The 24,072-nt window shown below is 67.7% G+C and carries 16 protein-coding genes; 3 read left to right on the top strand and 13 right to left on the bottom strand.

Annotated elements, in window-relative coordinates; genetic code table 11:
• Positions 1 to 163: 163 nt before the first annotated feature.
• Positions 164 to 457, bottom strand: coding sequence for a hypothetical protein (locus ACG10_RS08360; protein ID WP_227028723.1), 294 nt, complete (start codon positions 455 to 457; stop codon positions 164 to 166).
• A 332-nt stretch (positions 458 to 789) separates the two neighbouring features.
• Between ACG10_RS08360 and ACG10_RS08355 the strand changes: the two genes are divergently transcribed.
• Positions 790 to 3,270: a heavy metal translocating P-type ATPase gene (locus ACG10_RS08355; RefSeq protein WP_089167877.1), complete on the top strand. Its 2,481-nt coding sequence runs from the start codon at positions 790 to 792 to the stop codon at positions 3,268 to 3,270.
• 53 nt (positions 3,271 to 3,323) lie between these two features.
• On the opposite strand, the gene ACG10_RS08350 is transcribed toward ACG10_RS08355, so the two are convergent.
• From ACG10_RS08350 to ACG10_RS08300, 11 genes are all read right to left on the bottom strand, one after another.
• Complete coding sequence (locus tag ACG10_RS08350; RefSeq protein ID WP_198319036.1) at positions 3,324 to 5,114, bottom strand: family 2A encapsulin nanocompartment cargo protein cysteine desulfurase; 1,791 nt, start codon at positions 5,112 to 5,114, stop codon at positions 3,324 to 3,326.
• Positions 5,089 to 6,021 carry a family 2A encapsulin nanocompartment shell protein gene (locus tag ACG10_RS08345; RefSeq protein WP_089167876.1) on the bottom strand — a complete coding sequence of 311 codons (933 nt, stop codon included), beginning with the start codon at positions 6,019 to 6,021 and terminating at the stop codon, positions 5,089 to 5,091. The genes ACG10_RS08350 and ACG10_RS08345 overlap by 26 nt, the downstream gene beginning before the upstream one ends.
• 51 nt (positions 6,022 to 6,072) lie before the next feature.
• Positions 6,073 to 7,014 carry a serine O-acetyltransferase EpsC gene (gene epsC, locus ACG10_RS08340; RefSeq protein ID WP_089169823.1) on the bottom strand — a complete coding sequence of 314 codons (942 nt, stop codon included), beginning with the start codon at positions 7,012 to 7,014 and terminating at the stop codon, positions 6,073 to 6,075.
• A 120-nt stretch (positions 7,015 to 7,134) separates the two neighbouring features.
• Positions 7,135 to 7,656 carry a rhodanese-like domain-containing protein gene (locus ACG10_RS08335; protein WP_089167875.1) on the bottom strand — a complete coding sequence of 174 codons (522 nt, stop codon included), beginning with the start codon at positions 7,654 to 7,656 and terminating at the stop codon, positions 7,135 to 7,137.
• Between the two features lie 235 nt (positions 7,657 to 7,891).
• On the bottom strand, positions 7,892 to 8,737 hold the full coding sequence (locus ACG10_RS08330; protein WP_089167874.1) for an FHA domain-containing protein: 846 nt from the start codon (positions 8,735 to 8,737) through the stop codon (positions 7,892 to 7,894).
• 57 nt (positions 8,738 to 8,794) lie between these two features.
• Positions 8,795 to 10,540, bottom strand: a complete 1,746-nt coding sequence (locus tag ACG10_RS08325; RefSeq protein WP_089167873.1) for a serine/threonine-protein kinase — start codon at positions 10,538 to 10,540, stop codon at positions 8,795 to 8,797.
• A gap of 15 nt (positions 10,541 to 10,555) precedes the next feature.
• The gene (locus tag ACG10_RS08320; RefSeq protein ID WP_089167872.1) at positions 10,556 to 11,356 is read right to left on the bottom strand and encodes a PP2C family protein-serine/threonine phosphatase; all 801 of its coding nucleotides are present in this window, start codon (positions 11,354 to 11,356) and stop codon (positions 10,556 to 10,558) included.
• A 194-nt stretch (positions 11,357 to 11,550) separates the two neighbouring features.
• Entirely contained in the window at positions 11,551 to 13,545 is a 1,995-nt protein-coding gene (locus ACG10_RS08315) for a sigma-54-dependent Fis family transcriptional regulator (protein WP_089167871.1), read from the bottom strand.
• Between the two features lie 290 nt (positions 13,546 to 13,835).
• On the bottom strand, positions 13,836 to 14,342 hold the full coding sequence (locus tag ACG10_RS08310; protein ID WP_089167870.1) for an acetone carboxylase subunit gamma: 507 nt from the start codon (positions 14,340 to 14,342) through the stop codon (positions 13,836 to 13,838).
• A 10-nt stretch (positions 14,343 to 14,352) separates the two neighbouring features.
• A complete protein-coding gene (locus tag ACG10_RS08305) occupies positions 14,353 to 16,671 on the bottom strand; it encodes a hydantoinase B/oxoprolinase family protein (RefSeq protein WP_089167869.1) in 2,319 nt (772 codons plus the stop codon).
• 36 nt (positions 16,672 to 16,707) lie between these two features.
• A complete protein-coding gene (locus ACG10_RS08300) occupies positions 16,708 to 18,861 on the bottom strand; it encodes a hydantoinase/oxoprolinase family protein (RefSeq protein ID WP_089167868.1) in 2,154 nt (717 codons plus the stop codon).
• Positions 18,862 to 19,421: 560 nt separating this feature from the next.
• Here ACG10_RS08300 and ACG10_RS08295 point away from each other — a divergent pair.
• Positions 19,422 to 19,907 (top strand): hypothetical protein, encoded by a 486-nt coding sequence (locus ACG10_RS08295; protein WP_089167867.1) that lies wholly within the window; start codon positions 19,422 to 19,424, stop codon positions 19,905 to 19,907.
• A 1,574-nt stretch (positions 19,908 to 21,481) separates the two neighbouring features.
• Positions 21,482 to 23,185 carry a tetratricopeptide repeat protein gene (locus ACG10_RS08290; RefSeq protein WP_232487209.1) on the top strand — a complete coding sequence of 568 codons (1,704 nt, stop codon included), beginning with the start codon at positions 21,482 to 21,484 and terminating at the stop codon, positions 23,183 to 23,185.
• An 83-nt stretch (positions 23,186 to 23,268) separates the two neighbouring features.
• Here the strand turns inward: ACG10_RS08290 and ACG10_RS08285 are convergent, their stop codons facing one another.
• Complete coding sequence (locus ACG10_RS08285; protein ID WP_232487208.1) at positions 23,269 to 23,796, bottom strand: host-nuclease inhibitor Gam family protein; 528 nt, start codon at positions 23,794 to 23,796, stop codon at positions 23,269 to 23,271.
• Positions 23,797 to 24,072 lie beyond the last annotated feature (276 nt).

The following is a 24,072-nucleotide window of genomic DNA, read 5'->3' as shown; positions in this document are numbered from 1 at the left end:
GGCTGCCAGGGATGGAAGCTAGGGAAAGTCGCAGGATAGCGACATCATCAGGATGATGGCCCCAGGGACGAAGGGAATGACATGAAACGGCGAGAGCGATCCTCTCGCCGTTTTGTTTGTGCCGAAGAAAAGGCCCGGAGAATGGTGCCGGGCCGGCGGGTTTTCAGCGGATGACGGTGGTGTCTTCGCTGCTGGCAGGTTCGGCGGTCTGCGACTTGCTGGTAGCGGACAGGGTCTTGTCAGCCACATCCTCCGCGCCGTCGCCGACCAGCATGCCGACGCCGGCACCGATCAGCATGCCGATCGGGCCGCCGATGGCGCCGATCATCATGCCGTTCATGCCACCCAGCGACTTGCCGGTGGCTTGTTCTTCAGACTCGTCGCCAGCCTTGGCGAGCGGCACGCCGTCAATGGCCAACAGGCTGAGGGTCAGGGCTAGGGCGCCGGGCGTTTTCATGATGGCGGTTCCCTCCAAGGAACGTTTCGCTGATCTTTGCCACTGTCGCTCTGCGCGAATAACGGGAGGCCGCGATGCTTCCGCGCGGCGGAGCACAGCAATGGCAAAACAATGTCTATTGAAAATCCGATGGATCGACTCCCTCCCTGGCCCGCAGCGGGAATCCGGGCAGCTTCATGCCCTGAGTCGTCCTTATAATCATTTTGCCAGTCAGCGCTGCGCCGACCGATGACTTGGGACAATCTCCGGGCGGGCGGCAGCCCCGGAGCTTGACCTTGCCACCACCGGAAGCTCTAAGGTGGCCGACATCCGGGATTTCCAGTGAGACCACCATGGATTCATCAACCAACGCCCAGCGTCCGAGCGAAGGTACGCATCTGAACCTGACGGTCGAGGGCATGACCTGCGCCTCCTGCGTCGGGCGCGTCGAGCGGACCCTGGCCAAGGTGCCCGGCGTGACGGGCGCCAGCGTCAACCTGGCCAGCGAGCGTGCTGCCGTCGCCTTCGCCGGGACGCCCGACGTGCCCGCCGCCATCGCCGCGCTGCACAAGGCCGGCTACCAGGTCGCCGAAGATAGCGTCGAACTGAGCGTGACCGGCATGACCTGCGCCTCCTGCGTGGGCCGTGTCGAACGCGTGCTGCGCAAGGTGCCGGGGGTGACGGAGGCCAGCGTCAACCTGGCCAGCGAGCGCGCCCGGGTCCGCGTTCTGCGCGGCGTGCCGACGACCGCGCTGATCGCCGCCATCGAGCGCGCCGGCTACGAAGCCAAACCCGTTGCCGCCGCCGGCGACCTGTTCGATGCCGAGGAAGCTCGACGCAGCGCCGAACAGGGTGCGCTGAAACGTGCGCTGACCCTTGCCGCCGTCTTCACCCTGCCGGTATTCCTGCTGGAGATGGGCGCGCACCTGATCCCCGCCCTGCACCACCTGATCCTCGCCACCCTCGGCCAGCAGGCCAACTGGGTCCTGCAGTTCGTCCTCACCACCGCGGTGCTGTTCGGTCCCGGCCTGCGCTTCTTCCGCCTCGGCGTGCCGGCACTGCTGCGCGGGGCGCCGGACATGAATTCGCTGGTCGCGGTCGGCACCAGTGCCGCCTGGCTGTTCTCGCTGGTCGCCACCTTCGCCCCCGGCCTGCTGCCAGCCGGCACCGTGCACGTCTACTACGAGGCGGCGACGGTGATCATCACCCTGATCCTGCTCGGCCGCTTCCTCGAGGCGCGTGCCAAGGGGCGCACCTCGGAAGCGATCAAGCGCCTGATCGGCCTGCAGGCCAGGACCGCCCGGGTACGCCGCGACGGCCAGGTGCAGGAGGTGGCCATCGAGGCGGTGCGCAGCGGCGACCTGCTCGAGGTGCGTCCCGGCGAGCGCATCCCGGTGGACGGCGAGGTGATCGAGGGCGCGAGCTTCGTCGACGAGTCGATGATCACCGGCGAGCCGGTGCCGGTGGAGAAGGCGCCCGGCGCCGGCGTGGTCGGCGGCACCATCAACCAGAACGGCGCGCTGACCCTGCGCGCCACCCGCATCGGCGGCGACACCGTGCTGGCGCAGATCATCCGCATGGTCGAGCAGGCCCAGGGCGCCAAGCTGCCGATCCAGGCACTGGTCGACCGCGTCACCCTGTGGTTCGTCCCGGCGGTGATGCTCGCTGCGCTGCTGACCTTCATTGCCTGGATGGTCTTCGGCCCTGCGCCGACACTGACCTTCGCCCTGGTCAACGCGGTGGCCGTGCTGATCGTCGCCTGCCCCTGCGCCATGGGCCTGGCCACGCCCACCTCGATCATGGTCGGCAGCGGCCGCGCCGCCGAGCTGGGCGTGCTGTTCCGCCAGGGCGAGGCCCTGCAGCTGCTCAAGGATGCGCGGGTGGTGGCGCTGGACAAGACCGGCACCCTGACCCGCGGCAAGCCCGAGCTGACCGACCTGATCCTCGCCGAGGGCTTCGAGCGCGGCATGGTGCTGGCCAGGGTCGCCACCGTCGAGGACAGGTCCGAACACCCCATCGCCCGCGCCATCGTCGCGGCGGCAGAGGCGGAAAACCTCGCCCTCGGCCAGCTGGAGAACTTCGAGTCGGTCACCGGCTACGGCGTGCGCGCCACGGTGGACGGCGTGCGGGTGGAGATCGGCGCCGACCGCTTCATGGCGCAGCTCGGCCTCGATGTGGCGATCTTCGCCGGCGAGGCGCAGCGCCTCGGCGACGAGGCCAAGACCCCGCTGTACGCCGCCGTCGACGGCCGCCTGGCGGCCATGCTGGCGGTGGCCGACCCGCTCAAGGACGGCACCCCGGCAGCGATCCGCGCATTGCATGACTTGGGCCTCAAGGTGTCGATGATCACCGGCGACAACCGCCGCACCGCCGAGGCCATCGCCCGCCAGCTCGGCATCGACGAGGTGGTCGCCGAGGTGCTGCCGGACGGCAAGGTCGCGGCGGTCGAGCGCCTCAAGGCCGCCCACGGCCGCCTCGCCTTTGTGGGCGACGGCATCAACGACGCTCCGGCGCTGGCCGCGGCAGACGTCGGCCTGGCCATCGGCAGCGGCACCGACATCGCCATCGAGGCCGCCGACGTGGTGCTGATGTCCGGCGACCTGCGCGGCGTGCCCACGGCCATCGCCCTGTCCCGCGCGACCCTTGGCAACATCCGCCAGAACCTGTTCTGGGCCTTCGCCTACAACACCGCGCTGATCCCGCTGGCCGCCGGCGTGCTCTACCCGGTCAACGGCATGCTGCTGTCGCCGATCTTCGCCGCCGGCGCCATGGCCCTGTCCAGTGTATTCGTGCTCGGCAACGCGCTGCGCCTGAAGCGTTTCCAGCCGGCCTGAACGGAGCGGAAAAAGAAAAGCCCCCGACCGTACGGCCGGGGGCTTTCTTCGCTTCAGCGCCGGGTCGCCAGGCGGCGCACGGTGCTCACCAGCAGGTCGATCTCCTCGAAGGTGTTGTAGAAGGCCAGCGACGGCCGCACCGTGGTTTCCACCCCGAAGCGGCGCAGGATCGGCTGCGCGCAGTGGTGGCCGGAGCGCACGGCGATGCCCTCGCGGTTGAGGGCGGCGCCGACCTCCTCGGTGCGATAGCCCTGCAGCACGAAGGACAGCACGCTGGCCTTGTCCGCCGCGGTGCCAATCAGGCGCAGCCCGGGAATCCCCGCGAGCCCATGGGTGGCGTACTCCAGCAGCTCGTGCTCGTAGCGGGCGATCCGCTCCAGGCCGATGCGCTCGACGTAGTCCAGCGCCGCCCCCAGCCCCACCGCGTCGGCGATGTTGCCGGTACCGGCCTCCAGACGCGCCGGCGCCTCCTGGTAGAGGGTCTTCTCGAAGGTCACGTCGGCGATCATGTTGCCGCCGCCCTGCCAGGGCGGCAGCTCGTCGAGCAGCGCCTTTTTCCCGTAGACCACGCCGATGCCGGTCGGACCGAAGATCTTGTGCCCGGAGAACACGAAGAAGTCCGCATCCAGCGCCTGCACGTCGACCTTCAGGTGCGACACCGACTGCGCACCGTCCACCAGCACCCGCGCACCGGCGGCATGCGCCAAGGCGATCACCTCGGCCACCGGTGTGACCGTGCCGAGGGCGTTGGACACCTGGGTGATGCTCACCAGTCGGGTGCGCGGGCCGAGCAGCCTGGCGTACTCGTCGAGGCGGATCTGCCCCGAGTCGTCCACCGGGATCACCTTGAGCTTCGCGCCCACCGCGTTGGCCAGCAGCTGCCAGGGCACGATGTTGGCATGGTGCTCCAGATGGGAGACGATGATCTCGTCCCCCTCGCCGATGAACTGGCGGCCGAAGGTGTTGGCCAGCAGGTTGATGCCCTCGGTCGCTCCGCGCACGAAGACGATCTCCTCCGCCGACTTCGCGCCGAGAAAGCGCGCCACCTTGTTGCGCGCGCCTTCGTAGGCATCCGTCGCCCGCGCCGCCAGCTCGTGGGCGGCGCGGTGGATGTTGGAGTTCTCGTGCTCGTAGAAGTAGCTCAGGCGGTCGATCACCGCCTTCGGCTTCTGCGTGGTGGCGGCGTTGTCGAACCATACCAGCGGCCTGCCGTTGACCCGTTCGGCGAGGATCGGGAAGTCCCGGCGGATCGCCTGCACGTCGAAACCGCTGCGGACCTGCGGCTGGCCGGCAGGATCGGGCGCCTTCTCCAGGCCCGGTGCGACCCGGTCGAGGAAGTAGAACTGCCCGGCCCCCTGCCCCGCCGGCGCCGCCGGGGCGGACGGCTCGGCGAGGATCGAGCGGAGGATCTCGCCCAGCACGTCGCCTCCCGGCACCGCGAGGCTGTCCGGCTCGACGGGAACCTCCGCGAAGCGCTGCGGCTCGCCGGCATGGGCACTGCCCTCGCCGAGGAAGTAGTACGGCGAGGACGGCGCGCCTCCGGCCGACGGCGCCAGGCCGCCGGCACTCGGGAACACCGAGGGCAGCGCCGCGGCGTAGGCCTCGGGCGAACCGAGGTCCAGACCGTCGGCGATGCCCGCCGGCGGCGCCTCCCGGGCCTGCGCCGTGGAGACGGCCGGGGCGAGCTCGCCGGGCGGCGCGCCGGGACGCACCGGAGCGCCGCCCGGCAGGCTGGCGAAGAAGGCATTGGCCAGCTGCGCCAGCCCCGCCACGTCCGGCAGGCCGGCCGGCGCCGGGGCGTCCACCGGCTGCGGTGGATTACTTATAAGTGGCCGGATAGTCATGGTACTTGTCGACCTCCACGTCATCGAGCACGGCCAGGGCATCCTCGGTCAGCACCGCCAGCGAGCAGTACAGCGAGATCAGGTAGGAAGCGATGGCGTTGCGGTTGATGCCCATGAAGCGCACCGACAGCCCCGGGCTCTGCTCGCCGGCCACGCCGGGCTGGTACAGGCCGACCACCCCCTGGCGCTTGTCGCCGACGCGCAGCAGGAGGATCTTGGTCCGCCCGTTGTCGTCGAACGGCACCTTGTCCGAGGGGATCAGCGGCAGGCCGCGCCAGGTCAGGAACTGCGCTCCGAACAGGCTGACAGTGGGCGGCGGCACGCCGCGGCGGGTGCACTCGCGACCGAAGGCGGCGATGGCCAGCGGATGGGCGAGGAAGAACGCCGGCTCCTTCCAGACCTTGGCGATCAGCTCGTCGAGATCGTCCGGGGTCGGTGCGCCGCCCAGCGTGGGAATCCGCTGGCTGGGGTCGACGCTGGCCAGCAGGCCGTATTCGGGGTTGTTGATCAGCTCGTTTTCCTGGCGCTCCTTGATGGTTTCGATGGTCAGGCGCAACTGCTCGCGGATCTGGTCGTGCGGGCTGCTGTAGAGGTCGGAAACCCGGGTGTGCACGTCGAGGATGGTGGTCACCGCGTTGAGGAAGTACTCGCGCGGCTGCTCCTCGTAATCGACGAAGGTCTGCGGCAGCACCGCCTCGTCGCGCTGCGAGCAGGCGACCTGCACGTTCAGCGGGTTCTTCACCCGGTTCAGGCGGAAGATGCCCGCCTCCACCGGCGTCCACTGCAGCAGGTGCACCAGCCAGCGCGGGCTGATGGTGGAAAGCTGCGGAACGGTCTTGGTCGCGTTCGCCAGCTGGCGGGCGGCGCTGTCGCCCAGAGCCTGGCGGATGTCCTGAAAGTCACTCATGAATCGCTCCAGAAAGATTCGGATGAATGCACAGGGCCGGAAGCTTCGTCGTCATGACTGCCCCTCGTTGCCTGGCTGGTGTTGCAGGGTCGCCTGGGTGACGTTGCTGCCCGGAGGCACGCTGCGGGTCAGCCAGACGTTTCCACCGATGGTGGAGCCCTTGCCGATGGTGATGCGCCCGAGGATGGTGGCCCCGGCGTAGATCACCACGTCGTCTTCGACGATGGGGTGGCGAGCCTGGCCCTTGAGCAGCTGGCCGGACTCGTCGACGGTGAAGCGCTTGGCGCCCAGGGTCACCGCCTGATAGATGCGCACGCGGTTGCCGATCACCGCGGTCTCGCCGATCACCACGCCGCTGCCGTGGTCGATGAAGAAGCTGTGGCCGATCTGCGCCCCCGGATGGATGTCGATGCCGCTGGCCGAATGGGCGATCTCCGCGGCGATCCGCGCCAGCAGCGGCACCCCGGCGCGGTACAGACGGTGGGCCAGACGGTGGTGGATCACCGCCTGGACGCCCGGATAGCAGAGCAGCACCTCGTCCAGGCTGCGCGCCGCCGGATCGCCCTGGTAGGCGGCGATCACGTCGCTGTCCAGCAGCCGGCGCAGCTCCGGCAACGCGGCGCCGAACTCGCGGACGATCTGCACCGCGCGCGCCTCCAGGTCCGGCTCGCGCTGCCCGCACTGGCGGGCGACGTAGTGCAGTTCCAGGCGCACCTGGCCGAGCAGGGCGTTCAGCGCGCTGTCGAGGGTGTGCCCGACATAGAAATCCTCGCTCTCCTCGCGCAGCTCGCTGGGTCCCAGGCGCATCGGAAAGAGCGCGCCGCACAGCGCGGCGAGAATCTCCGCCACGGTCTGCCGCGAGGGCAGTTCGCGGCCACCCAGCTCGCGCGCCCGGCCACAGCGCTTGCGCCAGTCGTCGCGGGCGGTGCGCAGCTCCTCGACGATCTGCTCCAGTTGCCAGTTCACCGGCCGGGGCGCGGGCGCCTCCGGCATGTGCGAGACACCGTCGAAGACGGCCTTGGGTTTGTTGGACATGAAGAAATCCTGCCGGCCGCGGAAACGGCCGGTCCTGAACGGGGATGACGGGGGAAGGAAGTGTCGGGAAGGTGCGGCTCAGTCCTGCACCCAGGGCAGCCCCCAGAGCCGCCAGCCGCCGCTTTCGCCGCGCTGCCGATGGGCATCGAGGTCGCCCTCGAAACCCTCCAGCACGTTGAACACCTGGGCGAAGCCGGCAGCCGTAGCCGCTGCCGCGGCCGCCGCGGAGCGCTTGCCGCTGCGGCAGAGCAGCACCAGCACGCCGTCGCGGCCGGCCCGGCTTTCCAGCTCGCGGAGGAAGCGCGGATTCCTGACCAGCGTCGGGCCGGTCTGCCAGGCCACGTGCAGGCTGTCCGGCACGCGTCCGACGAACTTCAACTCCTCGGCGCTGCGCACATCCACCAGGGTCGCCGCGCCAGCCTGCAGCAGTGCCCAGGCCTCCGGCGGATAGAGACTGCCGGCATAGCCGAGGCCATCGGCAGTGGCGCGGGAACGGGCCCGGGCGAGCAGCTCCGCCGGACTGGCAGCGAGAACGGCGGACAGATCGACGGGACGCCGGATGTCTTCGGCGGCATGCGGGACTGGGGCGGCGGCTGGCATTGGGGACTCCTCCGGTTGACTGGTCGAGGCCCGGCAGCCGATCCGCCGCACCACGTTGGAGACTACTCTAATGCCACCCTAATATTCCAAAAAATAACTTGTTATTTTATTTATAAAACTTTTAGGAATAAAAATACCCTCGTGCAGACGATGCCAGGCAATCAACGTCGGCCTGGTGCCTACCGACCGGCCCGCCCGGAGTAGCCGCGCGGCAGGTTGCGGGGCGCCAGCAGCCCTACCGAAAGACCACCACCAGCCCCGCCGCCAGCGCCAGCAGCGCCCCGCCGATCAGCAGTCCCAGCGGCAGCGGGCTGGAGTCGGCCTTCGCCTCGGGCTGGGGCGCGGCCGCCGCCTGGGCGGCCGCGTGCAGGGGATTGGCGACGAGCGTGCGGCCGCTCGCCCTGGATTTCTCCTGTCTGGGCAGGTCGACCGCCTCCATGAACAGCGTGGCGTCCTCGTCCTCGGTCTGCGGCACTTCAACCTTGGGGCCGATCACCAGCAGGGTCACCGAGCCCATGCGCACCTGGTCGCCGGGTTGCAGGACGGCGCTCTCGACCCGCTTGCGGTTGACGTAGACGCCGTTGGCCGAGGCCAGGTCCTTGATTTCCAGCACGTCGCCCTTGAGGAAGAACTCGCCGTGGCGGCGCGACAGTTCGGGATCGCCGAAGCACAGCTCGCAGCGGGTCGAGCGGCCGAAGGTCATCGAGCCCTGGACGAGAAACTTGCGCCCCTCGTGCTCGCCCTGGATCACCTGCAGGAACCAGCGCTGCGCGGCTTCCGCCCGCGGCCTGGCCTTGCTCGGGTCGAGCAGCAGCAGCTCCACGGCGCCGAGCCGCAGCAGGTCGTCGGCGCGCAGCTGGTAGTGGCTGGCGATGCGCGTGCCGTTGACGAAGGTGCTGCCCTCGCTGTCGCAGTCGTGGAGGTAGTACTGGCCGTTCTGCTGGCGGATTTCCGCATGGAAGGCGCAGATTCCCGGATCGTCGAGGACCAGATGGTTGCGCCGGTCGCGGCCGATGGTGAAGCGTTCCTCGACCAGCCAGACGGGTGCCTGGCGACCGTCTTTGAAGTTCAGCTTGAGCATATGCGGTATAAGCCCTGTTCTCGTGGCGCAGACTCGGTGGGGGGCGGCGACTGTCGGTCAGTTGCCGAATAGGTTGTTCCAGGCCCGCCTGATCGGGTTGCCGTTCTCGGCGGGCGGCTCGCTGGGCGGCGCCGACGTCCGCTGTACGGGCCGGCTGGACTGGGCCGCCCTGGCCGCGCGCGCCGAAGCCAGCAGCTCCTGGTGCTCGTCGCGCATCCTCAGCAGTTCGGCGTTTTCCGGCTCGGCCTGCAGCCCGCGCCCGATCATCTCCAGGGCGGCGGGGAAGTCCCGGCGCCGGTAGGCGCCGTTGGCCAGGTCGCGGTACTGGCTGGCGACGCGGTGCAGGCCGGCCAGGGCCTGCTCGTTGCTGGGCGCCCAGCCGAGGATCTGCCGGTAGTAGTAGACCGCGCTGTCGTCCTCGGGCGTCAGCAGGCGCTTGTCGGCGATGCTCTGCTCGGCGCGCGCCAGATGGCCGGCGATGCGCGCCTCGAGCAGGCGGCGCAGGCCATCGAGGGCCTCGGCGTTGCCGGCGTCCAGTTCGAGGACCTGGCGGAAGTAATGCGCCGCGCTGTCCTGCGCCGGCTCCTGCAGCCGCCCCTCGCTCAGGCGCTGGTCGCCGAGGGTCAAGAGGCCAGCTATGTGCGCGGCCCGGACCCGCGCGAGTCCGGTTTGGGCGGCCTGGCTGCGCGCATCCAGGCGCAGCGCCTCGCGGAAGTAGTGCTCGGCGCTGTCCTGCGCCGGCGCCAGCAGTTGCCCCTCGGCCAGGCGCCGTTCGGCCCTGGCGAGCAAGTCGTCGACCTGCCGCTGCTGCTGCCAGTGCTGCCAGTAGAAGCCGCCGCCGGCCAGCGCACCGCCCAGCAGCAGCACGCCGAGCACCGCCGGCCAGCGCGCGCGGCGCGGCTGGCGCGGCTGGCGCGGCGCGGGCCGGGCCGCCGGGGTGTCTTCTTCGATGCGGCTGGCGCTCAGCTGCAGGCCGGGGCCGAGGCGGGTTTCGTCGGGATCGCCCAGTTCGAGCGCCTCCAGCGCCGCCAGCAGCTCCTGGCAGCTGGCGAAGCGCTGCTCCGGCTCCTTGGCGAGCATGCGCTCGAGCAGGCTGCGGAACGGCCCGAGCGAACCCGGCAGGCTCGGCAGCGGCAGCTGCACGTGGTTCATCACCGTCTGGGTGTAGTTGCTGCCGCGGAAGGGGTTGGCGCCGGTGAGCATCTCCAGCAGGATCACGCCCAGGCTGTAGATGTCGCTGCGCGCATCCAGCGGCAGGCACTGCGCCTGCTCCGGGCTGCTGTAGGCCGGGCTGCCGACGGCGATGCCGAACTGGGTCAGTTCGCTGTCGAGGTCGAGATCCTTGGCCACGCCGAAGTCGGTGAGCACCGCGGTGCCGTCGCCGCGAAACAGGATGTTGGCCGGCTTCACGTCGCGGTGCACCAGCCCCTTGGCGTGCACCACCGCCAGGCCGCTGGCGATCTGCCGGACGATCTCCCGGGCCCGCTCCGGGGCGAACAGCTCGCCCTTGTGGCGCGCCAGGTCGCCGCCGGACAGGTATTCCATGGCCAGGTAGTGGCGGCCGTCGGGCAACTGGTCGATGTCGTGGATGGTGATGATCGAGGGGTGGTGCAGGGAGGCGACCAGATGCCCCTCGCGGATGAAGCGCAGGATGAAGCTCTGGTCCTCGGCCTTGCCCAGGACCTTGATCGCCACCTGGCGCTGCAGCGACTGCTGGGTGGCCAGGTAGACCGCGGCCATGCCGCCCTTGCCCAGCAGGCCATGCAGGCGGTAACCGGGAATATCAAGCACGCTGTCGTTCATGGAGTCGGGCGCCGATCATTTCTTTGCGGATTTCAAGAGTTTGCCGAGGAAGCTGCGCGGCTTTTGCGCCGCGGCCTGCACCGGCGGCGGCGAGACCCGCCCGAGCGCGATGCAGGAGATGTTGTCGCTGCCGCCCATGCGGTTGGCGGCCGCGACCAGGTTGCCGACCAGGGCGTCGAGGGTGGCGGCGCGGGCGCACAGGCGCTGGATCTGCGCGTCGTTCAGCTCGCGGGTCAGGCCGTCGCTGCACAGCAGCAGCAGCTCGCCGTGGCCGAGGCGGCCCTGCAGCAGCTCCACCTCGAGCGCCTCGCCGCTCTGGCCGAGGCAGCGGGTCACCACGTTGCGCAGGGGATGGCGGCTGGCCTCCTCGGCACTCAGCCGGCCGGCATCGATCATCGCCTGCACCCAGCTGTGATCGCGGGTCAACTGCTCGATGGAGCCGGTGCCGATCCGGTAGGCGCGGCTGTCGCCGGCCCAGGCGAGCTGGAAATCCGCGCCGGAAAAGCGTACCGCGACCAGGGTGGTGCCCATGCCGCGCCGCCCTTCCCCGGCCTCGGCGGCGGCGAGGACAGCGGCATTGGCGGTCAGGACGGCGCTGCGCAGGTCCTCGCCGCGGGCGATCTGCCGGCGCAGGGTTTCCAGCGCCAGGGCGCTGGCCACCTCGCCGCACCTGTGCCCGCCCATGCCGTCGGCGACCGCCCACAGACGCAGCTGCGGACAGCACAGCACGGCGTCTTCGTTGTGCGTGCGCACCCGGCCGGCGGCCGTGAGTGCCGCGTATCCCAGGGCGGGATCGGAAGACGGAGCGATCGACATGGCGGTGAACGGTCTCGGTGGCGGCGCTGCGGCTGGAGCCGACGGGGTAAATGGCTATTCGCCAGTAGCATACTCTGCCGTCGACGCCCGGAAAGCCGCTGACCGGGCACGACGCCGGGAAGGTGAAGGGGCGCACAGTTTGGCGGCTGCCAGGCGAGGCTGGCCCTCCTCCCCGCCGGGTCAGTCCGGCGCGATCAGTCGAGCCGCAGCCGCCCGCCAGCTTCCGCTGTACGGAACATGCCGTATTTCCTGAGGCGCAGGTACAGCGTGCTCTTGGCGATGCCCAGCGTCCTGGCGGCCTGGGTCAGGTTGCCGCGGCTGCGCTCGACGGCCTGGCGGATGACCTCGCGCTCGGCCTCCTCGAGTTGCCCCTCGACCACCCCGGTCTCCGCCCACGCCGACGGGCGCAGCTCGTCCGGCAGATCGTCGCGGCTCAGGCGGCATCCGCCCAGCAGCAGCATGCCTTCGAGGACGTTGTGCAGCTCGCGCACGTTGCCGGGCCAGTCATGGGCCATCAGCGCCTGCAGGGCCTCGGGGTCCAGCTCCGGCAGCGCGCGCCCGTGCCGCTCGGCCTGGCGCCGCAGGATATGCCCGGCCAAGAGGGGAATGTCGTCGCGCCGCTCGCGCAGCGGCGGGATGCGGATGCTGGTGACCGCCACCCGGTAGAACAGGTCCTGGCGAAAACGCCGCTGCGCCACTTCCTCGCGCAGATCGCGGTGGGTCGCCGCCACCAGGCGGAACTCGACCCGGCGCGGCGCGCACTCGCCCAGCCGGTAGATCTCGCCCTCCTCCAGCGCCCGCAGCAGGTGGCTCTGCAGATCCAGCGGCATCTCGCCGATTTCGTCGAGAAACAGCGTGCCGCCGTGGGCCGCTTCGATCTTGCCCTTCATGCCGCCGCGGCGGGCGCCGGTGAAGGCGCCCTCGGCATAGCCGAACAGTTCGCTGGCCAGCAGCTCGCGGGACAGGCTGCCGCAGTTGATGGCCACGAAGGGCCCCTCGCGGCCGACCCCCGAGTAGTGGATGCCCTGGGCGAACGCCTCCTTACCCACGCCCGTTTCGCCCTGCAAGAGCACCGGCACATTGCAGCCGGCCAGTTGCTGCGCCTTGCGCAGCGCCGCGGCCATCGCCGCGCTGTTGCCCACCAGGCGGGCGAAGCCGGCTTCCCGCTCGTCCGGCACACTTTTGCGCGGATGGGGAGCGGCCAAAGAGCGCGCGGGACGGGACGGCAAGGGAATACGCAGCAGCGTGCCCAGCACCTCGCCCCGGCTCTGGACGGGCTGCAGCCAGTCGACGGGCAGCCAGCCCGGCAAGGGGCCGCTCGGGCGGCCGTCCAGTCCGAGGGCGAGAGCCGGCAGCCGGGTGTTGCCGCGCAGCTCGAGATCGATGCCGCGGGCCGCCAGGGCCGCCGGTCCATGCAGGTTGCTGCGGACCAGAAAGCCGTGGGGGTCGAAGAGCAGCAGGCCTTCGTCGCGATGGGCCGCCAGTTGCTCGACGCTGAGCTCCAGCAAGCGATAGCGGCTGGCCATTTCGTGCCTGGCCAGCGCCGACTCGATGCGCTGGGCGGTGGTCACCGCCAGGGCCAGGCTGTGCCGGCTGAAGCTGCGCGATTCGCCGGAGACATCCAGCGCGCCCAGCACATGCCCGTCGCGCGGGTCGCGGATGACCGTGGCGGAGCAGGTCCAGTGCTTGATGCCCTCGCAGAAATGCTCCGCCGCATGGATCTGTACCGGCTGGCCCAGCAACAGCGCAGTGCCGATGGCATTGGTGCCGCAGAGCCTCTCGTCCCAAGGACTGCCGGGCATCAGGTGGATGCGCTCGGCCCGGTCGCGCGCCGCGTAATCGCCGCCCGCCTCGATCACCATGCCTTCGCTGTCGGCCAGCAGCATGATGTTGCCGGTCTGCGCCATGAGTTCATGGGCCATGGCCATGACCGGCGCGCTGGCATCGAGCAGACGCCGGTGCCGATCGCGGAGGGCCTGAAGCTGAGCCTCGGTGAGCGGCTCCGGCGCCTGGCGCAGGCCCGGGTCGACCCGGCTGTCCAGGCAGCGCCGCCAGGACTGGTCGACCGGAGGACGCACCGCCACATCGCCGGGCAGATCCGCACTCCTGAGAAAATGCTGCCAGGCAGCCCTGATCCGTTGGTCATCCTCGGGACAGGAAAAGACTCCTTTCGGTATGAGCGAACTCATCAGCCATCACCCTTGATTGTTATTGTTCTTGGCTCGGCCCTGCGAGCGAAACGTCTACAGCGTCGTGAATGCAGCGGGCACGCGAACACGAATATGCAATGCCGTAGAAACTGCAAGGCATTCTAGACAGGAACCCATCCGCTCGAACCAGCAATCGCCTCGGGAATCCAGAGCGTGCGGACAGGCGGCAGTTGCTGGCGAATAAAGACCAGCGGCGGGATGCAGGCCCCGGGACGGAGCCTGTCGGAGGGCTCCCCGGCAGACGCCGGGGAGGCAGCGGTTTCACACGATCAATCGGCGCGCTCGGGCAGCGGCAGCTCCAGCCAGTCGCGGTAGAAGGTGTCGATGTCCGGCTCGAAGTCGTGGATCACCGGATACCAGGGGGTCGGCGCCTCGACGTCGAGCTGGGTGGCGCAGTGCGGGCAGTAGTACTCGCGGTAGACCTGCCACTGGGTATCCGGGGCGAGCAGCGCCGGATAGACCTCCTGCATGCTCTCCGGGGTGTCGCGCACGTGGATGTTGGCGAAGAGCTTCCAGTTCTCCCGGTAGTCGCAGAACTCGTGGCCGCAGCGGCACTTGGTCATCCAGCGCTTGCTGGTCGCCGACTGCACGATGTACAGCGCCGGGCCCAGCGGCAGGACGATGCGGTCCGGCCAGGCGACGCGCTCCTGCAGCACGCTCAGGTACAGCTCGAAGCGTTCGCGGTCCTTGGGCATGGTCAGCATGCGGGTGGTGGTGTCCCAGTCCAGGCGGCCGTCCACCAGGTTCTTCACTTGTTCCTTGGTATAGGTGCTCATCTCGCGCTCCTCATTCTTCGACTTGAACCACGGTGTGGACGTCCGGCAGCAGGGACAGGTCCATGCGGTACCTGGAGCCATAGGTCGGCTGGTCGAGTTCGTCCTCGGTCAGCTTCCAGTCGGCCGGCAGGCCCCAGAACGCCTTGAATTCGGCGAGGAACTTCTCCGACAGGGAGAAACTGCTGGCGAACATCTGCTGCACCGGCGCCGAGGCGTGCTTGGTGACGATCCGCTCGCGCTCCTCACGCATCCACTCGCGGGTCGGCTGCGAGCGCTGCAGGCGCTCGGCGCGGATCTGCCGGCGGCGATCCTCGGTGGCCACCGCATCCACCGCCCAGTGGCCCTTGGCGTCCTGGGCAATAACCGCGCCGTAGACCTTCTCGGCGTAGGCCGGCAGGACGAAGCTCTGGTTCAGGTCGTCTTCGATGGCCCCGATCTCGCGCTCCAGCGGATCGCCGAAGCCCGGGCCGCCGCGCAGGTAGTTGAGGTAGAGGTCGTGGTTCTCGTAGCAGTCCTCGGTGGTCATGCACTGCTTGTCGCGCTTGACCCTGGCACTCGCCGCGATGTGCTGCTCGTAGGCCGGCGCGGAAGGATCGCGGTCGCCGCCCAAGGGCAGCGGCAGGCCCTGTTCGATACGCTCCTTGAGGCCCGTGCCATGCGCCTCGAAACGGTAGCCGGTGGCGGCCGGGTAGCCGCCCATCAGGCCCCAGTCGGAGTTCATGTAGCCGTTGCCCATGAAGAACATGGTCCAGTCCTGGGCGTTCCACACCATGCGCAGGGTTTCGAAGCCGCAGCCGCCGCGATACTTGCCGTAGCCGCCGGAGTTGCACTTGACGTTGCGGCCCAGGTACAGCAGCGGCTCGGCCATCTCCCAGATCTCGATGTCGCCCATGTCGCCTTCCGGGTTCCAAATCGCCGCGGCATGGTTGAGGCCGTCGCGGAACGCCATGGCGCCGGTGCCGCAGGACGAGGCCTCGAAGCTGTTCACCGCGTGCACTTCGCCGTCCTGGTTGATGCCGCCGCCCTGCAGCCAGTTGGAGGTGTTGGCGTTGCCCGAGTTGACCTCCTCCAGGTAGCCGCGGCTGTAGTAGGCCTGGCCGAGGCCGCGCCACAGGGCGCTCCAGCCGGAGACCAGGAAGTGCCAGGCGTAGGCGTGGCCGGTGCGGCGGTCGTCCGGGTTGCACCAGGCGCCCTTGGGCAGGTGGAACTCGGTGCCGAAGCAGGCGCCGTCGTTGATCCGCTGGGTAGGCACCAGGGTCTGGGTCATCATCACCCAGATGCCGCTGGTGAAGGCCACATGGTGGGCGTTGAAGGTGTGCCAGCCCCAGCGGCTGGAACCCTCGAAGTCGAGGCGCCAGCTGGCGTCCGGGCGAATGGTGATCTCCACCGGCGAGTGCATGATGGTGTCGACCTTGGCGAAGGCCGAGGAGGTCTGCACGTCCTCGTGCTTGAACGGCACGTCGACGAAGGCCACCTTGCGGTAGGTGCCCGGCAGGGTCATCGCCTTGATCCGCGACTGCAGCCCGCGGCGGCCCTCCTCGATCACCTCGAAGGCGAAGCGCTCGTAGGCCTCCAGGCCCTCGGCGGCGATGATCTCCTCGACCATGCCGCGGATCATGTGGCAGCCGGCGATGCGGGTGCGCTCGTCGAGGATCCAGTACTTGGGCGTGCGCACCGAGCGCTGCGACTCGTGCAGCCAGTCGCGCAGCGGCTGGTCGTTGACCCCGGTCTTGCGGCAGGTGATCTGGTAGCCGTCGCCGAAGCGCTGCACCTGGCCGGTGGACATGGAGCCCGGGGTCACCGCGCCGGTGTCGATGACGTGGGTGACGCCGCCGACCCAGCCGATCAGCTTGCCGTGGGCGAAGATCGGCACGATGGTGGCGATGTCGCAGGGGTGCACGTTGCCGATCGAGCAGTCGTTGTTGGTGAACATGTCGCCGGGGGCGATGCCGGGATTGCTCTCCCAGTCGTTCTCGATCATGTACTTGATCGCCGCGCCCATGGTGCCGACGTGGATGATGATCCCGGTGGAGGTGAGGATGCAGTCGCCCACCGCATTGTAGAGGGTGAAGCAGAGTTCGCCCTCCTGCTCGACGATGGGACTGGCGGCGATCTTCTTGGCGGTCTCGCGGGCGTGCACCAGGCCGCCGCGGATCTTCGAGAACAGCTTCTCGTAGCCGATCGGGTCACTCTCGCGGAACGGCAGGCTGCTCAGCCCGTTGTAGAAGCCGGTTTCCCTGGTGCGTTGGATCACTTCGCTGCGAAAGGCCTGCAGGGTCTTGCCGTTGCCCAGCAGCGCGCCGGGGGCGTTCTTGGCCAGCATATTCATGGTGAAGGTCTCTCTTGTTGTTGTTCCGGTCCGGGTTCAGCCGCGGGCGCATTCCTTGAGGTGGAACAGGCGGTGCTTGTCCAGGTAGGTCTCGAAGCCGTCGGGCACCACGAAGGTGGTGGAGTCGGACTCGATCACCGCCGGCCCGACGATGTGGTTGCCCGGCTGCAGGGCTTCCATCTGCCAGATGTCGGCGTCGACCCAGCGCTTGTGCCGGTAGAACGGCCGCTTGCCGAGGTGCGCGGCCGGCTGCGGCTGCGGGCCGGCCTCGGGATCTTCGGGCAGCACCGGCTTCTGGGTGGCGACCAGGCCGCGCATGATCGCCCCGGTGACCGAGAAGCCCAGTTCCGGGGAGCGCGCCGAGCTGGCATAGACCCGCGCATAGGTGTCCTCGAAGGCCTCGGTGATCTGCTGCCAGTCGGCTGCGCTGGCGGCCGAGGCGATCGGCGAGGTGATCTCCAGGTCGTTGAGCTGGCCCATGTACTGCATGCGGTAGCCGGGCAGCAGGGTCACATCCTCGGCCTTGAAGCCGTTGATCACGAACTCCTCGATGACCTTGGCGGCCAGTTCGTCCCAGGCCGCCTGGATCACCGCGCAGGCCTCGGCGCAGGCGGCTTCGCCGCTGTCCGGCGGCAGGGCGATGTCGACGCTCTTGTCGTAGCGGTACTCGAAGTCGGCGCAGGCGCAGCCGAAGGCCGAGAAGCCCGCCGCCCAGGCCGGCACCACCACGTCCTTGAAGCCGAGGCCCTCGGTGTAGCCGTAGGTGTGTACCGGACCGGCTCCGCCGTAGGAGAAGCACACGAAGTCGGTGGGGTTGTAGCCCTTGGCGCTGATGTTGGCGCGCAGGTATTCGTGCAGCGACAGGTCGAGCAGCTCGATGACCCCGGCGGCGGCCTCCTCGACCGACAGCCCGAGCGGCCCGGCGATCTGCGCCTGGATGTGCTGGCGGGCGCGCCCCACGTCGAGCTTGATGGCGCCGCCGAGGAAGTTGGCCGGGTTGAGATAGCCGAGCACCACGTGGCAGTCGGTCACCGACACGGTGTCCAGACCGCTCTCCGGCCAGCAGGTGCCGACCCGGTAACCGGCGCTGTCCGGGCCCAGCTTGAGCGAGCCGCTGTAAGGATCGAGGCGCACGAAGCTGCCGGCGCCGGCGCCCACCGAGTCCATCGCCACCAGCGGCAGGGACAGCACCAGGCGGGCCATGTCCGGGTCGGAGGCAATGGCGAAGTTGCCCTTGGTGATCAGCGCCATGTCGAAGGAGGTGCCGCCGATGTCCGAGCAGGCGATGTTCTCGTAGCCCAGCGCCTCGCCGAGCAGCCTGGAGCCGATCACCCCGCCGATCGGCCCGGAGACGATGGTCCGCGCCAGCTCCTTGGCCTTCCAGGAGATGGTCCCGCCGTGGGTGGCCATCACCCGCAGGTCGAACTTGGCGCCGTGCTTCTTGAACCGCTCGCTGACCTTCTGCAGGGTCTGGCGCGACGGCTCGGCGGCGTAGGCCTCGAGGATCGTGGTGTTGGTGCGGTGGCTCTCCTTGCGCGAGGGGTAGTAGTCGACCGAGGCGAACACCGGCAGGTCCGCGCCGAGCCGCTTGAGCTCCTCGCGGCACACGTCACGGGCGCGCTTCTCGCTGGCGGGGTTCTTGTGCGACTGCAGCAGCACGATGACGATCGCCTGGGCGCCGGCTTCGACCAGCTCGCGGGTGGCCTGGCGCACTTCCTCCTCGCGCAGCGGGATGACGATCCGGCCCTGCACGTCGGTGCGCTCGGTGACCCCGCGGGTCCGCGAGTAGGGCACCAGCGGCGCATCGTAACGGTGGGTGTTGAGGTGCAGCCGCTCCTCCAGCGCGTAACCCAGGTAGCTCTGGATGGCGCGGCCCATCGAGTGGGTCTGTTCGAAACCCTTGTTGACCATCAGGCCGACGTCCAGCCCCTTGCGCTGCACCACCCGGTTGAGCATGGCGGTGCCGGAATACACGCAGGTCACCAGTTCCGGGTAGACGTCGTCGACGCCCTGTTGCCAGGCGGACAGCGCGTCGAGGGAGGAGTTGTAGATGGCCAGGGATTCGTCGGCCGGATTGCTCTGCGCCTTGCCGACCACGAAGTTGCCGTCCTCGCGGACGAAGAAGGTGTCGGTCATCGTGCCGCCGGCATCGATGCCCATCACCTGGACTTTCGAGCGTTGCATGTCCATGGGGTTCTCCGTTGTTGTTCGAATTGTCGCGGTACAACCTTTCGAGACCGCGCATCCTTGCCAGCCAAAAGGGCTGCAATCGCGGCTCGCCAGGCAACGAAGCAAAGCCTGGGCCAGGCCCGAAACAACATCGTAAGCATTTGATATGAAAGAAATTATTTTCGTAGCTGCGCCTATCGGGATGTCTGGAGGCGTCCGATAGCCGAATGGCGTAGCCCGCGGGCGTATGAATTTCGGACGCCGTTTTCAGCGCTGCCGGCCTTGCAGGCAATCCGCTGAACGCAGCGGGCCGACGCCTGGCCGGACAGGTGCGAAAAGAGGCAGAGAATCGAGGGGGAATGCAGGAAGCCAGCGCAGACAGCGCTGTGTTCGCTTGCGGCGAGCGGGGTGGGATTCATCCCCTATGCGGGGCTTTGATGCCTTCGGGGGGAGATGGCCCCAAGTCGCTCCCGGGGCCATCCGTTGATCCTGTCGCTTGCCAGAAGATTACTGGCTGACCGGATCGATCCAGCAGGTCTCGTGGTCCAGGCCTGGGCTCATGGCTTGGACGGGTTGCGGCCTTGTTGTTCCTGGTCCCGCCGAGCCTGGTCCGCTTTGCGCTGCTCTTCCTCGCTCAGGTTGCTGCGCTGTTGCCCTGGTTGACCACCCTGATGGCCTTGCTGGCTGCCTTGCTGGCCTTGTTGACCGCTTTGCTGGCCGCCCTGTTGACCACCTTGATGGCCTTGCTGGCTGCTGCCTTGCTGGCCCTGCTGCCCACGTTGCTCTCCCTGCTGACCCTGACCGCCTTGACGGCCTTGCTGGCCGCTGCCCTGCTGTCCAGCTTCACGGCCTTGTTGGCCACTCATCCCCTGTGCACCTTGGCTCTGGTTCCAGTCCTGCTGGCCCTGCTGGCCGGTCTGCCCGGCGCCTTGGCTGCCTGCACGCTGGCCGGCATTCTGGCCCTGTTGCGGCTGGCTTCCTCCTTGCTTGCCTTGCTGACCTTGCTGACCTTGCTGACCTTGCTGACCTGGTTGTTTTTCAGTGGCCATGATGAAGTCCTCACATAACATCGTTCGATTGTTTTGGCGCTGGCTCATGGGCTCGAGTTGATTCGCTTTGCCTTTTCCTTTGCTAAATAATCTCCCTGACACGTTGGCTGCCCTTGTACTGCCTCGCCGCCCTCGTATTCGATTTCCTCTATGGAAATCGTGGTTGTGAACCGCTACGTGGCTTTACCGCTTTTGTCTTGCGGCATGTCTCGTCGACGGTCATTGCGCAGTTGCCTATATATGCAACCTATATGCAACCCCTACCAACCTTCTGCGCTTCTTGATTTTCCCTGTGCCTGATGAAGTCTCAAGCACACTGCGCGACTTCAGTATAGTCACCTTTTTGTTTTATCAAGTTTTCAGCACAAAAAAGGCGACCATGCATATCCTTCCCGCCTGCTCTCCCAATACTCACACCAATCCTGGGCTTATTCATATTTCCACCCAGCCCTCAATGACAAAGAAATAATCACTCCGACAGTCGACACAATTGCCAAAGCCTGACTGCCTGTGTCTATTTCCGCTTTCTTCGGAGCCTTTCCTCATGCCTACCGATTGAGCGGATAACTTGTTTTGCCTCTATCGATAGTTTTGAAAGGGGGGCAGCCATCAAAGTTTCCCATCACCGACGAACGGGCATATAGCCGTGTTTTAATAAGCCAAGGCTATATTGCGGTCAATTTATAGTTGGATAAGTAATTTACTGTGATACAGCATGCCAGGGGGTACAGCCGGGACGCGCAGACAAGCCAGGCTCAGCAGGGCCGACAACGCTGTTGGAGCGGCTCCGCGTCGGCCTCCCAAGTCATCGCGGGCCTCTGCGGCCGGCCAGAAATAGCGCCGGATCGCAGGCCCGATTCGGATTGCCATGATTTCGTCGGCTTTCATGCTGCGCCGCCTGCAGCAGTATTCCCTGATAATTTCGCTCAAGTTCGCCAGCGCAACTGATATCCGCACTGCGATGCCATGGGCAAGAAATCCGCGCATCGGACAACGCCTGCCAGCGACAACTTTCCTGCAGCAGCAAACAATCGTGCTCTCGGACAACACGTCCGTGAGGCGCTACCGGACTTGGACACGGAAATTAAGCACAGCGGATATCGCTATTGCATAAATCCGACCAGAACTCATGACTGGTTACCGCCAGGCGACAACTCGGCCAACTCAGCCGAACAGGCAGCCACAAGACAAACACAACAGCCTGTCCGTCCCGCGCTCGGTATGGAAAGGCAGAGATACTGGAAACCGGCAGACAGCTGCTTTCGGGCAATCAGCGTCATCGAACTTTATCCTCAATGAAGATTGATCGGGGCAAGCAGCCTAGGCCCAGCATTCGCCTGACAACGAACTCAACCGAGCCCGTCGGGATAGAAATACAAGTGTGCAAGACAAGTACCATCCCGAGAATCTCGATTGAACGGAAATCCAATATACCCTTGTCCATGCGCTATATTTTCCTTCCTGATGCCTCGAACGGAATATCGAAAAACAATCCTCCGACAATCCACCCATCAACCAGGCAATCCGAGAATCGCCGGCGCCTGCCCTGTCGCACGAGGCCGTTGCGAACCGGCCTGGAAGGGAGCGATACCGTGAGCACCTGGATCACCCGGCTTCTTGCCCTGCCCCGCCTCTCCCGCTGTCGGCCGCCTCGTGCCCCGGGCCGGCGCCTCCTTGCTGCGCTGGGCGCGGCGCTGGCCTTGAGCGCCGGCTCCGCGGCCCAGGCGCAGGCCGAGCGCCCTGCGGTCCCGCTGTACGACAACCTGGGTGCTCATCACTACGCCATCAGCACCAGCGTGCCGCAGGCACAGCGCTATTTCGACCAGGGGTTGCGGCTCTACTACGCGTTCAACCATCAGGAAGCGATCCGCGCCTTCGAGGAGGCCGTCCGGCTCGATCCGGACTGCGCCATGTGCTACTGGGGAATTGCCCTGGCCTACGGTCCCAACATCAACGCGCCGATGGACGCCAGTGCCGGGGCCGCCGCGCATGCCGCAATCCAGAAGGCGCTCGAACGGAAGGCGAGTACGAAGGAGCAGGCGCTGATCCGGGCTCTCGCGACGCGCTATGCAGTCCCCCCGCCCGCCGAGCGAAGCGCCCTGGATGCGGCCTATGCCCGTGCGATGCGCGAGGTCGCCCGCGAGTACCCGGAGGATCAGGAGGCGGCAACCCTCTTTGCGGAGTCCCTCATGGATCTGAGCCCGTGGCAGTACTGGAGCCAGGACGGCCAGCCGCGGCCGGATACTCCCGAGATGCTCGCCCAGCTGGAGCGGGTGATCGCGGCGAACCCCAATCACCCGGGGGCGTGCCACTTCTTCATCCATGCCGTCGAGGCGACCCAGCCGGAGCGAGCGGTTCCGTGCGCGGAACGGCTCGCCGGCCTGATGCCCGGCGCCGGCCATCTGGTGCACATGCCCGGGCACATCTACATCCGCGTCGGACGCTACGAGGACGCCATCAGGGCCAACGAGCACGCGGTGCATGCCGACGAAACCTTCATCCGCGACCAGAATCCGGCGTTCGGCGTCTACCTCGCCGGCTACTACCCGCACAACTACGACTTCCTGGCCTTCGCCGCGAGCATGATCGGCCGCAGCGGTCAGGCGCTGGCCGCCACACAGAAGATGGCCGAACTGGTTCCGCAACCGATGCTGCGGGAGCCCGGGATGACCTTCCTGCAGCAGCACCAGACCCGCCAGCTGCAGATGCTGGTGCGCTTCGGCCGCTGGGACGAGATCCTCAAGGCGCCGGCTCCGCCGCAGGATCTGCCCCACGCCCGCGCCCTCTGGCACTACGCCCACGGCCGGGCGCTGGCGGCACGCGGCGATCTGCCGGGCGCCGAGGCGGACCTGGCGCCGCTGCGCGCCACCGCGCAGGACCCGCGGATGGACGCACTGCGCCTGGAGTTCAACACCTCGGGCGCCATACTGAAAATCGCCACGGAAGTGCTGGCCGGCCAGATCGCCGCCAGGAAGGCGGATTTCCCGCGCGCGATCGGCCATTTGCGCGAAGCGGCTCATCTGGAGGACCGGCTGGTCTACGGCGAGCCCCCGGAATGGACGGTGCCGGTACGTGAGGAACTCGGTCTGGTGCTGCTGGCGGCGGAACGCAGCGAGGAAGCCGAACAGGCCTTTCGCGAGGACCTCAAGCGCTTCCCGGAGAACGGCTGGTCGCTGCACGGGCTGGCCCTGGCTCTGCAGGCCCAGGACCGCACAGCGGAGGCCGACGCCGTGCTGGAGCGCTTCCGCAAGGTCTGGGCAGGCGCCGACATGCAGTTGGCAGAAGCCGCGCGCTGAGCCGCCCGCAACCCGGACGGAGCGCGCCGACAACCCTCCCAGCGGATGGGCTCATCATCGGCTGCGGGAGCCGCGCGGCCCGCTCAGGCGACCTCCTCGAGATTGGACCCGAAGGGCACGATGACGAAGTCCTCGCTCTGCTCGATCTTCACCCCGGCCACGCCGGAAACCACCTCCGGCTCCGCGAGCATGGCCTCCTTGTTCAGCTGCTCCTTGACGCGGATGAAACGCGTCAGCCCCAGTCGCTTGAGGGTTTCCAGGACGTTTTCGGCCGATTGCAGGGACACCCGTGGCGGACGCAGGCGCCACTTGATTTCACCCGCGGCGAAATCATAGAACTTGGTCTTGCCGCTCCTGGTCAGCTCCAGGCGATGCGCCTCGCACCAGGTATGCACCCCCTGGGTCAACCCCGTGATCTGCTCGTTGAGCGGCGTGGCCAGCTCTTCGAAGCGCAGCCTTACCTTCGCCAGCTCATCGTTCATGTCGGCCTGAATCCGTTCACGCTCGCGCTGGAGCAGACCGATCCTGGCAATCGCCTCGTTCACTTCATCGCGGCTTTGCGGAACCGGGAACCGGGCCGCATTGGCCTTCACATGAGTAGCCCTTGTCATGATCGCTCCTCCTGTTTCCCGCACTTCAGCGGAACCCAAGCCAGATCGGCTTCAAGCATTGCGCCCTGGCCAACGACGCAGCCCTCCTGAGCAAGCATCTGGCGGATCCGGACAAATTTCAGCTTGTTTCATGAATCCGGCCGCGTCAAACCCCGCGGCAGGGCTGCCGTCGCGTTCCGGCCCTCGCACCGAACCGCGCACCGACCGGTCGGACAAGCCACTGCAAGCGCATACAACCCGCCGGCCCCAGGGTTCCCAAGGTACCGATTCGACTAA

Source organism: Azotobacter chroococcum, assembly GCF_002220155.1.
GTDB classification, from domain to species: Bacteria; Pseudomonadota; Gammaproteobacteria; order Pseudomonadales; family Pseudomonadaceae; genus Azotobacter; species Azotobacter chroococcum.
The sequence above is the reverse complement of the archived record's forward strand: the minus strand, read 5'-3'. Positions and strand labels throughout refer to the sequence as shown.

Excerpts from the sequence above, each read along its gene's own strand:
- ACG10_RS08360 (WP_227028723.1), bottom strand. The coding sequence starts at position 457 with ATGAAAACGCCCGGCGCCCTAGCCCTGACCCTCAGCCTGTTGGCCATT.
- ACG10_RS08355 (WP_089167877.1), top strand. The coding sequence starts at position 790 with ATGGATTCATCAACCAACGCCCAGCGTCCGAGCGAAGGTACGCATCTG.
- ACG10_RS08350 (WP_198319036.1), bottom strand. The coding sequence starts at position 5,114 with ATGACTATCCGGCCACTTATAAGTAATCCACCGCAGCCGGTGGACGCC.
- ACG10_RS08345 (WP_089167876.1), bottom strand. The coding sequence starts at position 6,021 with ATGAGTGACTTTCAGGACATCCGCCAGGCTCTGGGCGACAGCGCCGCC.
- epsC (WP_089169823.1), bottom strand. The coding sequence starts at position 7,014 with ATGCCGGAGGCGCCCGCGCCCCGGCCGGTGAACTGGCAACTGGAGCAG.
- ACG10_RS08335 (WP_089167875.1), bottom strand. The coding sequence starts at position 7,656 with ATGCCAGCCGCCGCCCCAGTCCCGCATGCCGCCGAAGACATCCGGCGT.
- ACG10_RS08330 (WP_089167874.1), bottom strand. The coding sequence starts at position 8,737 with ATGCTCAAGCTGAACTTCAAAGACGGTCGCCAGGCACCCGTCTGGCTG.
- ACG10_RS08325 (WP_089167873.1), bottom strand. The coding sequence starts at position 10,540 with ATGAACGACAGCGTGCTTGATATTCCCGGTTACCGCCTGCATGGCCTG.
- ACG10_RS08320 (WP_089167872.1), bottom strand. The coding sequence starts at position 11,356 with ATGTCGATCGCTCCGTCTTCCGATCCCGCCCTGGGATACGCGGCACTC.
- ACG10_RS08315 (WP_089167871.1), bottom strand. The coding sequence starts at position 13,545 with ATGAGTTCGCTCATACCGAAAGGAGTCTTTTCCTGTCCCGAGGATGAC.
- ACG10_RS08310 (WP_089167870.1), bottom strand. The coding sequence starts at position 14,342 with ATGAGCACCTATACCAAGGAACAAGTGAAGAACCTGGTGGACGGCCGC.
- ACG10_RS08305 (WP_089167869.1), bottom strand. The coding sequence starts at position 16,671 with ATGAATATGCTGGCCAAGAACGCCCCCGGCGCGCTGCTGGGCAACGGC.
- ACG10_RS08300 (WP_089167868.1), bottom strand. The coding sequence starts at position 18,861 with ATGGACATGCAACGCTCGAAAGTCCAGGTGATGGGCATCGATGCCGGC.
- ACG10_RS08285 (WP_232487208.1), bottom strand. The coding sequence starts at position 23,796 with ATGACAAGGGCTACTCATGTGAAGGCCAATGCGGCCCGGTTCCCGGTT.